General features: G+C 29.4%; 12 protein-coding genes, 2 tRNA genes and 1 rRNA gene. 2 read left to right on the forward strand and 13 right to left on the reverse strand.

Annotated elements, in window-relative coordinates:
- Window positions 1-196 precede the first annotated feature (196 nt).
- Entirely contained in the window at window positions 197-931 is a 735-nt protein-coding gene (locus tag C661_RS0102570) for a LysM peptidoglycan-binding domain-containing protein (RefSeq protein WP_017413734.1), read from the reverse strand.
- A gap of 305 nt (window positions 932-1,236) precedes the next feature.
- Window positions 1,237-1,500, reverse strand: a complete 264-nt coding sequence (locus tag C661_RS0102575; protein WP_017413735.1) for a YkuS family protein — start codon at window positions 1,498-1,500, stop codon at window positions 1,237-1,239.
- Between the two features lie 381 nt (window positions 1,501-1,881).
- On the opposite strand from C661_RS0102575, the gene C661_RS0102580 reads away from it, so the two are divergent.
- The gene (locus tag C661_RS0102580; protein WP_017413736.1) at window positions 1,882-3,219 is read left to right on the forward strand and encodes a serine hydrolase; all 1,338 of its coding nucleotides are present in this window, start codon (window positions 1,882-1,884) and stop codon (window positions 3,217-3,219) included.
- Window positions 3,220-3,598: 379 nt separating this feature from the next.
- Here the strand turns inward: C661_RS0102580 and C661_RS0102585 are convergent, their stop codons facing one another.
- The 7 genes from C661_RS0102585 to C661_RS0102615 all read right to left on the reverse strand — a co-directional run bounded on the left by C661_RS0102585 (window position 3,599) and on the right by C661_RS0102615 (window position 8,555).
- A complete protein-coding gene (locus C661_RS0102585; RefSeq protein ID WP_017413737.1) occupies window positions 3,599-3,802 on the reverse strand; it encodes a heavy-metal-associated domain-containing protein in 204 nt (67 codons plus the stop codon).
- Window positions 3,803-3,812: 10 nt separating this feature from the next.
- The gene (locus tag C661_RS0102590; protein ID WP_017413738.1) at window positions 3,813-4,721 is read right to left on the reverse strand and encodes a PSP1 domain-containing protein; all 909 of its coding nucleotides are present in this window, start codon (window positions 4,719-4,721) and stop codon (window positions 3,813-3,815) included.
- 1 nt (window position 4,722) lies between these two features.
- A complete protein-coding gene (locus C661_RS0102595) occupies window positions 4,723-5,658 on the reverse strand; it encodes a DNA polymerase III subunit delta' (RefSeq protein ID WP_017413739.1) in 936 nt (311 codons plus the stop codon).
- Window positions 5,659-5,886: 228 nt separating this feature from the next.
- Window positions 5,887-6,216: a cyclic di-AMP receptor DarA gene (gene darA, locus C661_RS0102600; protein WP_017413740.1), complete on the reverse strand. Its 330-nt coding sequence runs from the start codon at window positions 6,214-6,216 to the stop codon at window positions 5,887-5,889.
- A gap of 29 nt (window positions 6,217-6,245) precedes the next feature.
- Complete coding sequence (gene tmk, locus C661_RS0102605) at window positions 6,246-6,869, reverse strand: dTMP kinase (protein WP_017413741.1); 624 nt, start codon at window positions 6,867-6,869, stop codon at window positions 6,246-6,248.
- Between the two features lie 58 nt (window positions 6,870-6,927).
- On the reverse strand, window positions 6,928-8,367 hold the full coding sequence (locus C661_RS0102610) for an aminotransferase class I/II-fold pyridoxal phosphate-dependent enzyme (RefSeq protein ID WP_017413742.1): 1,440 nt from the start codon (window positions 8,365-8,367) through the stop codon (window positions 6,928-6,930).
- Complete coding sequence (locus C661_RS0102615) at window positions 8,346-8,555, reverse strand: sigma factor G inhibitor Gin (RefSeq protein ID WP_017413743.1); 210 nt, start codon at window positions 8,553-8,555, stop codon at window positions 8,346-8,348. Before C661_RS0102615 ends, C661_RS0102610 begins: the two co-directional genes overlap by 22 nt.
- Window positions 8,556-9,090: 535 nt before the next feature.
- Between C661_RS0102615 and C661_RS0102620 the strand changes: the two genes are divergently transcribed.
- The gene (locus C661_RS0102620; protein ID WP_017413744.1) at window positions 9,091-10,248 is read left to right on the forward strand and encodes a zinc-binding metallopeptidase family protein; all 1,158 of its coding nucleotides are present in this window, start codon (window positions 9,091-9,093) and stop codon (window positions 10,246-10,248) included.
- Between the two features lie 217 nt (window positions 10,249-10,465).
- On the opposite strand, the gene C661_RS0102625 is transcribed toward C661_RS0102620, so the two are convergent.
- From C661_RS0102625 to rrf, 4 genes are all read right to left on the reverse strand, one after another.
- Window positions 10,466-11,026, reverse strand: coding sequence for a hypothetical protein (locus tag C661_RS0102625; RefSeq protein WP_017413745.1), 561 nt, complete (start codon window positions 11,024-11,026; stop codon window positions 10,466-10,468).
- A 454-nt stretch (window positions 11,027-11,480) separates the two neighbouring features.
- Window positions 11,481-11,554: transfer RNA gene (locus C661_RS0102630), tRNA-Cys, on the reverse strand.
- A 4-nt stretch (window positions 11,555-11,558) separates the two neighbouring features.
- Window positions 11,559-11,634: transfer RNA gene (locus C661_RS0102635), tRNA-Phe, on the reverse strand.
- A gap of 5 nt (window positions 11,635-11,639) precedes the next feature.
- Window positions 11,640-11,753: ribosomal RNA gene (gene rrf / locus C661_RS0102640) — 5S ribosomal RNA — on the reverse strand; the annotation flags it as partial.

Here is an 11,753-nt window from a genome sequence, read left to right on the forward strand (position 1 = left end):
CTTTCTATAAATGATGCTACTCATCTTGCAGTGTGCGAAAATTATAGTATAACTTACCTTTTAACCTTAGATGGGGACTTTATCTATGCTGAGAATAGTAAAGTTATTATATTAAAAATATAACCCTGCAACATTATAGTTTGCAGGGTTATATTTTTAATATAATATTTATACTTTAATAAATTGTATTTCTTAATTATTGTTGTGGTATATAAATAACATCTCCAGCTTTTATAGCATTAACATTAGTTAATCCATTATGAGCTTTTATTTTTTCAATTGCTTCAGTCATAGCCATTTGTGGAAGTTGCTCTTTTGCAATTTTAAATAAGCTATCTCCAGTTTTAATTTCATACTTTTTACCTGTTTTAACGGCTTGAGCTGTTTCTTTGTTTTGTGCAGTTTCTTTATTTTCTTCTTTTGCTTTATCTACTGTAGTAGAAGATGTTGCCTTACTTTCAAGAGCTAATTCATAAGGGATAATTATTTTTTGTCCTTCAACTATAGTATTATCATTTTGTAGTTTATTAGTTTTTAATATAGTAGCTATAACTTCTTTAAAATCATGATTTGGCATGTAAGCTCTTGCTATACTATAAAGAGTATCATCTTTTTTTACTGTATAAGACCCAGTTTTTACTTCATCTTTTTTAGTTTGTTGTCCATCATTATCTACTTCTGTATCTTCTACATTTTTTTGATTATTATCTGTGTCTTGTGTTCCATTGGAAGGTTTTTTATCTTCTGTAGTTTTTTCGCCTTCTTTAGCTTTATCTTCCTTCTTTTCAGCTTCTGTAGTAACCTGTTTCTTATCATCATCTTTGCTAGCAGTAGTATTGTTATCTCTTCCAATATAGCTAACTGTTAAGAAAATACCCAAAAGTACTACGGCACATGTGATTGCTGTTATTATTTGTTTTTTAAATTTCATTCTTAACACCTCTTTATTTTTATAAGTTATACTTAAATAATTAACAATTTTTAGTAAAATATACACTAAATTGTAAATTATTTATAATTAATTTTATTTATTAGAAACTAAAATACAGCTCTTACTTATACATATCTAATGTTATCTCCATAAAGGCTTTATAAAGGACTTATATGATACTTATTTTACTTTCAAACTTTTATATATATTTTTTACATATCTTTTAAAAGGCAACTTCCCTAGCAAATAACATTCTATTGAAGTTGCCTTTTTTATGTATCATAGACTAGAGTAATTAAGTTTTTCTACTCCATTGAATTGTTTCTTTCTAATTGACTTTTTATATCCTTTGGAGTTAACCCATCAGCATTTATAATAGTAGCTGAAAAATCCGAGTTTTGGATTCCCATAAAATTTGAATTTTCCCCTGTTACAATTACTGCATCAAACTTATTAAGTACGCTTGATGCGTTTTTCTTTGTAGAATCAAATTCCCTAACATTATATCCCTCTTGATGTAAATAGCTTTTTACTGGATTTAGTCCTTTTTCAACTGCAATTTTCTTCACTTTATTATCCTCCTCAATTACTGAATATTCTTTACATCCATAAATCTTGTCATTTAAATAGATTTTATTCACTAATATCAAAATTTAATAGAAAGTACATTTTTTCTTATAATTCTGAGAAGGTTTCTTCATATATATAAGTTGCAACAGTATTTCTACATTACCCATCAAATTAAAAGTAACTTATATGAAAGGGAGTACAAAAGGCTTTCATTCTTTTTAAAAATCATTAATAAATCTTCATCACATAATTGTTGTGTACCTATTTCCATTTTTGTCAATAATATTTAAATGTTATTAATTTATTATTAACTCTATTGAATAAAATTTAAAATTTTTCTATAATTATTGTAATTTGTTACAATTCGAAGGGAGTTCTAAATGAATATTAAGAAAAGGAAAAAAGCTAAATTGAAGATTTTACTTTCTCTATTTCTTCTTATAGCTTTTATAAGCACAAGTTTTTTATATGTAAATATGTCTAAACTCAAACCTTCTAATCCTAAGCCTTCTTCTAATCCTAATCCTTCTGTTGAGAGTAAGGAATCCGTTGAAAATAATACTACCCCCTCAACAAACAATGAATTAGTTGAAACTATTTTAAAAGCTTATCCAGAGAAATTTGAGAAAATATTAAAAAATAAAGATAAATATGATGTGCAAATTTTATATACCCAAATTGATAGAGCTACGGATGGTTCTGTTAAGTTTACTCAGAATGGCTTTAATATAGATAAGAACAAATACTTTTACCCTGCCAGTAGCATTAAACTAGCTACGGCTCTTGTAGCTTTAGATAAGCTAAATAACCTTAATGTATCAGGTTTAAATAAATATACTTCATTAGAAGTTAAAAGCGGTCGCCAAAGTCAAAGCTTTCAAAATTCAGACCCTACTGCTAAAAATGGTAAACCTAGTATAGCCCAGTATATAAAAAAACTACTTGTAGTTAGCGATAATGACTCCTATAATAGACTTTATGAATTTATTGGGCAAGAAACCTTAAATGAAACTCTTTGGAAAAAGGGCTATAAGGATATCTTAATACGACAACGTATTGCAGATGCTCCAATGACTGAAGAAAATAGATATACTAATCCTTTTGTGTTTTATGATGATAATGGCAAAGTTATATACGAACAACCTTTAGCTTATAATTCTAAAAAGTATACAAGTTTAATTCCAGAAGAAAATACTTTAAAAGGAACAAAACATGAAGAAGACGGAGCTATTATTGATGGACCTCATGACTTTTCAGAGTCTAACTACGCTTCCATTGAAACCCTTCAAGAATTAATGAAGGCTGTAATGTTCCCAACATCTCTTCCAGAAAGTAAAAGATTTAATCTTAAGGAGGATGATTTAGATTACTTAAAGAAATACCTAAGTACCTTACCTAAAGAATGTACTTATCCTTCTTATCCTCTTCCTGATAATTATGGTAAGTATTTTATGTATGGGTCAAAGGATAAAGTCATTCCATCTAATATAAAGATATATAATAAGATTGGTACTGCTTATGGTTATTTAATTGATAATGCTTATATTGTAGATACTAAAAATAATGTTGAGTTTTTGCTAACTGCAGTGATTCATTCTAATGAAGATGGCATATTTGCAGATTCTCATTTTACCCCTGAAAAGATTGGAATGCCTTTCTTAACTGATCTTGGCGATGTAATTTATAACTATGAACTTAATAAAAGAACTATTAAATAATTAACAAGTTCATTTTGTAGGGCAACTTTGGAAGCAGATTTGAATTGCTATTTAAGCAACTTACCTATGCTAAGAAAATGCCCCTTAAAGAAAATGTCAGACTTGCAGCTTCCAAAATGTTATTTAATAATAATAAACACCCCCTATACTTTAAAATTAAAGTATAGGGGGTTAATAATTTAGGTAGTATAATCTGAAATTGTAATTATATATAAATAAATCACTTATAAATTTAAAATATTTCATTAAGTGTTAAAATACTTAACTTTATTTTAAGCCATAATATAATTTATTTATAGATACCCAAAATCTAAGCCTATAATCAGTACATAAAACATACCTTCATTTCTTTAAGGGTACCTATAAAAGGCGTTTATGGTTATATAACTGTATATCCTTTATCTTCAATAGAAGCTACTATATCATCTATATTAATAAAATAAGTATCATAAACAATTTCCACTTCTTTATTCTCAGGTCGTATCTGACAAGCAAGAACTCCTTCATTATTAGATATAGCATTTCTAATTTTGCTTACATCTTTACAAGTTATCATGTCACAAACCTTAAGTACGGCTTTCATCTTTTTCCTCCTAATTTTCTTTGAATAATTCTTTAATCATATCTGGGTCTTCAACTTGACCTTCAAGCTCCCTAATATCCACATCACTGATAATGTCTTCAAAGCTTCCAGAAATTAACTTTACGTCATTTATTTTGATAGCTATGATTTCATCTTCTCCATCCTTTATCTTAATTTTCACCTTTACAGATTCCTTAACTACGCTATTTGCAATAACTTCTCCTGTTCCATAAGGTGTTTCTACAATTGATCCTACTTTTGGAAGTCTCTTTCTTATTTCTTCATAAGTCTCCTGCTCATAGTTTAAGCAGCACATAAGTCTTCCACATATACCTGATATCTTAGTAGGATTAAGAGAAAGATTTTGCTCCTTGGCCATTTTAATGGACACAGGTGCAAATTCCCCTAAAAACGTAGAGCAACATAAGGTTCTTCCGCAAGGTCCAAGGCCCCCTGTCATCTTAGCTTCATCTCTTACACCAATTTGTCTTAGTTCTATTCTCGTTCTAAATACAGCAGCTAAATCTTTTACTAATTCCCTAAAGTCTACTCTTCCATCTGCTGTAAAATAAAAAATCACTTTATTATTATCAAAGGTGTATTCTACATCTATAAGCTTCATATTAAGCTGGTGCTTTAATATCTTTTCTAAACAAAGCTGAAAAGCTTCTTCTTCTTTCTTCTTATTGTCAGTATTTTTTTCTATGTCTTCAGGCTCTGCTTTTCTTATTACATTTTTCAATGGAGCTACTATATCAGCTTCACTTATTTCTTTTATACCAATAACACATTCTCCAAATTCTATTCCTCTTGCTGTTTCAACTACAACAAAGTCGCCTTTTTTTATTTCTAATCCATTAGGATTAAAATAATATATCTTTCCTGCCTTTTTAAATCTTACTCCTATAACTGTTGCCATTTTAAGCCTCCTGTATTTTAAGTAACATTACTGTAAAGGTCAATGATAAATTAACATTCTTCTCTAGTGTTTTTCTTGTATCGCCTACAATACTAATAATATCATTTAATTTACTTAATGAAAACATGCTAGCTATCTCTTTAATATTTTGTAACTTATCTATATTAATAATTAAATTTTCATCCCCAATTTCTTTATAAATAATAGTATCTCTAATAATTGTAATAATTATATTAATTACATCTTGCCAAGAGTCATTAAACTTACTAAAGTAATCTTCATACTTTAATAATTCTTCTGTGGATATACTACTTATATTTTTAAATATATCTATTATCCCTTGCCTTATGTTGTTAAAATCCTCATTATGGATAAGCACTTCTGCCTTTCCTGGTATACCATCACTAAAAGCTTGAAGAATTTTAATTTGTTCTTCATCTAAGCTTGAATACTTTGTTTTTAAAAAGTCTCTTATTTCACTTTCCCTTAGAGGATTTAATCTATGAACCTGACATCTTGACTTTATTGTATCTAATATACTCTGTAAGTTTTCACAAAGTATAAAGATAAATACATTTTTAGGGGGTTCCTCTATAGTTTTTAACAAAGCATTTTGAGCTTGAGTTGTCATCTTATCCCCTTGATGAATTATAATTATTTTCTTATCTCCCTCATAAGGCTTTTTATTTATTTCCTCAGTAAGATCTCTTATAGCTCCAACTCCTATAAAGCTCTTATTTTTTTCTATCGTCCAATGTACTATATCTATGTATTCCCTATTTTCATCTTTTCCAATCAATTTTATCGCAATAGCTGTAGCTAATGGGCTTTTACCTATACCATCATCACCAACAAGAATATGAGCATGAGATATTCTATTATTATTAATTGCTCTTACAAAACTATTCAATATTTCACTATGCCCTATAATGCTCATATTTACCTCCTAAACATTAAATAATGTACAATAAGCCATGAGGTTATTGTACATTATTTAGATAGTTAGACCTTTTCAAAAATAAATAAATCAGTATGATCGTCTATTTTGTGTTATACTGCGTCAACAGAATCCTTAGATAGCTCTACTATCTAAGGAACCTGCTTGCTTGTGAACTCAAAATATCCTTCACATCTTTGACTTGTTACTTATTTTCAGATGCCTTAATTATACCCTTAGAAACTTATCTACATCAACTACAAATATAGTTGCCCCTCCAATATTAACCTCTACAGGATATGGAACATATACTCCTGTTGAACCTGCTACTGGAGATGGAGAAGATATTACTTGCTTTCTTACTTTGCATACATCTTCTATATGCTTTAATACTACATCAACTTTTTCTTTTTCTACTCCAATCATCAAAGTAGTATTACCAGCCTTTAAAAAGCCTCCTGTAGTTGCAAGTTTTGTCACTCTAAATCCATTTTCAGTTATAATGTCAATTAAGTCTCCCGCATCATCGTCTTGAACTATAGCAATAACTAGTTTCATAATAATCCCTCCTATATTAGTTTTATTATTTATATTCCTATCCTTTGTTCTATATGTGCAGTAATTTCATTGTGTATTTCTTCTACAGCTTTATTTCCATCTATTACTATTATTTTATCATAGATTTCACATATTTTCGAATACCCTTCAAAAACTTTTTTATGAAAATTATCTCCTACGTTTTCTAACCTATCAAGTTCTCTTTGTTTTCTTTTTCTCTCTAGTCCTTGTTCATAAGGTATTGTAATCATAAACACTAAATCAGCTTCAAGTCCTCTTAATGCCGCATCATTTATAGACTTTATAGTTTCCATTCCAAGTTCTCTGCCAATTCCCTGATAAACCATAGAAGAGTACACAAATCTATCACAAATAACCATCTTTCCTTCATTGAGAGCTGGCTTTATAACTTCATCTACAAGTTGCGCCCTAGAAGCTGCATAAAGCAATGCCTCACACATATCACTCATCTCGCTATTATTATTGTCTAAAATTATATTTCTAATCTTTTCACTAATAGCAGTTCCCCCTGGTTCTCTAGTCTTTATTACATTAAATCCCCTTGCTTTGAAATAATTGTCTAATAACTGAATTTGAGTTGACTTTCCACAGCCATCTGGCCCTTCTAATGCTATTAATAATCCCTGCTTCATCTACTTATCCTCCGTAAATATGATTATAAAGTTCTAATAAAAATATGAGTAAACTAATTTAATTTTTAATTATTACTACATTATTATTTTCAACACCTAATAAGGTTACTTCATTATCCATATAGTACTTCACTACCTCAATTATTTCCCTAGTTATAATTTCTCCCGGCATTACTAAAGGTATTCCTGGTGGATAAGGAACAATAGCCTTTCCACAGATAGTACCTTCAGCTTTTTCTAAGGGTATTAAAAACTTCTCTTTAGAAAAGGCTTCATGGGGTAGCATTACCATGCTAGGTAATTGTGCATCTATAGGTATTATATAAGATTCTCTTAATATCTGTAAATCACAGCTTTTTAATGCTGAATATAATCTTATAAAATCATCTTCATCATTGCCTGAAGAAAATATTAATACTACATTTCTACTATCACTCATTTCACATTGGACCCTATTTTCCCTTAAATAATCTAATAACTTATGTCCACTGTATCCTCTTGGAACATTAATAACATATCTAGTTTTATCTATTAAAGGCGTAATACACCCATACAAATTTTCATCTTCAACATCTGCTTCATTGATTATATGAAATCCCTCTAAAGCATCTATTTTTTCTCTATACCTGTCACATATTTGTAGTAAGCTACTATAAACTCCCTCTCCATAGCTTTCCATAAAGAATCTAGCAAAATCCATAGATGCCATAAACATATAAGAGGGGCTTGTACTTAAAAAGCTACTCACATAAAAATCTACTCTTTCTAGGTCTACGTTATCACTTACATGTAAGTAAGACGTTTGAGTTAGGCTTGGCAATGTTTTGTGTGCACTTTGTACCACCATATCAGCCCCTAATTCAATAGGACTTTCTGGTAGTTCCTTTATTGCTCCAAAGTGAGCTCCATGGGCAGAGTCTATAAGAACTTTCATTCCATACTTTTTAGCTTGATTTATAATTGCTTTTAAATCTGTACATATGCCATAATAGTTAGGATATGTAAGAACTATACCTTTAGCATCCCTATTATTTTTTATCAAATTAAATAAATGCTCCTTATCTATGGAGAAAGGAGCATCATAAATACTACTAACTTTACTTTTTATATAAATTGGTGTTAGTTTTCTCATTATTATGCCATTGTATATTGACCTGTGGCAATTTCTCTCTACTATAATTTTATCGCCTTCCTCAAAAGTAGAAAAAATCATAGCTAAGTTTCCCGATGTACTTCCATTAATCAAAAAATAAGACTTTTTACTTTTATAGTAATTACTTAGAAGCTCTTGTGCTTCTTTTAAAATCCCTTGTGGGTTATGCAGATTATCTAATCCTTCAACTTCTGTTACATCAAATTTTAATAAATTATCTAAAATTACTTTACCCTCTGGAACTGTAGTAAATGCCTTTCCCATTTTATGGCCTGGCATTGCAAAGTAAGAGTTATCTTCCTTTATATATTTAAGCAGCTCCTCTATAAGTGGTAATTTTGGCACTCCTCATTCACTCCTCTTTGTATAAGCTGAACTATGTTCTTTCTTATACAGTTTTTATAGAATTCATAGAAATCTGTATTAACATCCATTTTTAGTAGTCTTTCTTCACAGCATTTACAAATTCCTCTTCCATAAATAATTATACCATCTTCTAGAGGCTTTCTACATATAATACAATCCATTTTCATAATATCCCCCTCAAATATTGTTCGTTTTACTTGTCTTAATTATCGCCCCCTACTCTATATTTTATTCAGTTACTATGAAATTTTTATTTTGTCCAAAAAAAATATTTCCTATTACATTTCCTAATTTTTCTACCTAAAGTAACATTGAAAGTTATTGAATATGTATTATTGCTATATGTAACTATAATATTGTCTTTATATATAGAATGCACTAAAGAAATTGAACTAATAATAAACCTCTTTTTGATTTCTCTTTCCCACAATTTGCTTATGATTTATCAAGTAATGTAGAAACACTGTTGCAACTTATATATTATACTTTTTTAAGGTACACTAAATAAACAGGTTAAAATGCATTTACTAATTAATTGTTTTTTGGAATTTAGAAACAAACAATGATTTTCTATAAATAAATTTAATAATAACGCTTTATATAAAATACAAAATCTTATGTTGGTTATACTAATTATATTAAAATATAATGCCATAACTATTGAACCTGCAACTATCATTAAAATAGAGAGGAGAAAGTTCAGTGAAAAATAATGTTATTAATTATTTGTTTAATATAAAAGATGAAATTCTAGATTTGAACAAGTTTTTATATAATAACCCAGAAACTTGTTTTAATGAACATAAGTCTTCTAAATATATTACAAACTTATTACGAAAGTATAACTTTTCAGTGACTGAAAATTTCCAAAACATTCCTACTGCCTTTTACGCAAAAATAGGCAATGAACACCCCTGTATATGTTATATATGTAAGTACAGTAGTGGTGATGAGAATGGTCATATTTTCGGAAACAACTCCAATGCTACTATTTCTATAGGGGCAGCTATTGGCTTATCTTCTGCCATAGATAAACTTGGTGGAAGTGTAGTTGTTATCGGTTGTCCTGGCAAATACTCCAATGGTTCAGAAATTATAATGACTCATGATAAGGTGTTTGATGAAATTGATGTGATATTTGCTCCTCACGTAGATAATAGTAATGCTGAAAGTGGGACATCAATGGCAACAATACCCTTAAAAATCACCTATGAGCTTAATGGTAACAATAGCTCTAATATGTTTAAGAAGACTGCTTTAGATGCTTGTCTTTATACCATGAACTTCATCAATGATATTGTAAAAGAAAGCTTTGATGATTGCTATATAGATCATCTTTGCATTGAAGCAGATAATAGTACTCATGAACTCCCTTCAAGGGCTAGTGCTAAGTTTGAGGTTAAATCAAGAAAAATTACTCAAAGTGAATCTATTGAAAAGAATATAAGAGATTATATTAAAGCCATTGAGCCTTTAATAACTACTAAATATGATGTAAGCCTATATGAACTTCCATGTAGCGAGCTAATAACAAACAAGACTCTTTCAAGAATATTTTCTAATAACTTAAAAGAACGAGGAATTATAGATATAGGTAGTACTAAAAATGTTATTTATCCCCTCGGAATTGGTAATGTAAGTCATACCACTCCAACTATCTATCCTTCTATATCCATCGTAGAGAACTCTAATATTTCCTGCCCTTCTGAAGAATTTAAAAACTCTACTATATCAAGCTTTGCAGAGGATCAAATTTATAAGGCTATAGAAGCCTTTGCTATTACAGGCGTTGACTTCATAGAAAGAAAGGATTTAGTAGCGGAAATAACAGCAGAACTAAATAAATATTTAAACTCATAATCAATAGTGAATAATTATTTATCTATATAGAAAACCTAAGATTAACTTAATTTGATTAATTCAGAAGTTTATAGATAAATAACTGTTATAAAGCTATTATGATTAGCTCTAGTATCATAAACACCTTCCAAAGCTTTATAAAAGAAAAAGATAGTCACATCTAATTGTGACTATCTTTTTCTTTTATGGTAATACTGTAGCATTAAAATATAAGTTATTACAACTTACATACATTAGTGCTTCCAGCTCCTAAATTAAAGTTATCTGCCTTATGACAGAACCTGTGCTGTTTATCTTTTATGCTCTTAACTTTATTAATAAGATCTCTACTAGGTTCAAAGTACATCTTGTAATTCTTATTACCTTCACTATATATACAACAATACTTATTTATATTTAAAATTGAACATATATATTTTTTAGTCTTAATACTTTTCTTCTTATTGCAAGATTTACTTATGCAACCTATATATTGGATATCCTCTATCTTAATATCTTCTACTAGTATTTGCTCCTCACCCTTAAGCTTGTGTATAATAAGTTCATCTCCTATTATGGAATACTTATATTGAACTCTACACTTTTGAACTTCATAGCCTCCAAATAGCAATAAACTAAATAAGCAAATTATATCTACTTCTCTTGATAGATGTAAAGGCACTATATCCATAACTTCTATTATTTTAAGAATTGATATCAAAACTATCATTGCAAAGAAAAACACTATAATTACTGGAAGTCTTTTTCTGAAAATTATTTCCTTATACATAGCACCCATAGCTAAGCCTCCTAAACAACTATCACTAAATTAATCATGACTATTGTATTATACTAGGGTTTGATACAAGTTTCTACCCCCACTAACCCCCTTTAAACATCACTATACTCTATAAAGCTCTATAAACGAACAATACACTAGAATAGTATCAGCAATCGTAATATCTCTTGATATAGATTAGCTTTACTCTTAAGTGAGAATATTTTCAAAATACAAATAGGTTTGTTTTTTCTTAAACCTTATTTTTTACTTATAAACTTTGTTAATTAAATATTAGTAATAACTTATTGGAAATATTACATTAATTATTATATAAAAATTCTCATTTTTTGTTACATTATTCTTACAATTTTATATAGGTTTAGAAATAAGAATTTATAATATATTGTAAAGTAAAAGGTTTATATTTTTATACAAAAAAATAAATACCCACATCCTAAGATGTGGGTATTTGTGGAGGCGCCACCCAGATTTGAACTGGGGATAAAGGCTTTGCAGGCCTCTGCCTTACCACTTGGCTATGGCGCCACAATGGTGGCTCGAGCAGGAATCGAACCAGCGACACGAGGATTTTCAGTCCTCTGCTCTACCGACTGAGCTATCGAGCCATATGACCTGGCGACCACCTACCCTCCCACAAAGTCTCCCTTGCAGTACTCTTGGCCGTTTAGATCTTAACCTTCGTGTTCGGTATGGGAACGGGTGTATCTTCTAAACGCATCATCAC

Source organism: Clostridium tunisiense TJ (genome assembly GCF_000300195.1).
Taxonomy (GTDB): domain Bacteria; phylum Bacillota; class Clostridia; order Clostridiales; family Clostridiaceae; genus Clostridium_J; species Clostridium_J tunisiense.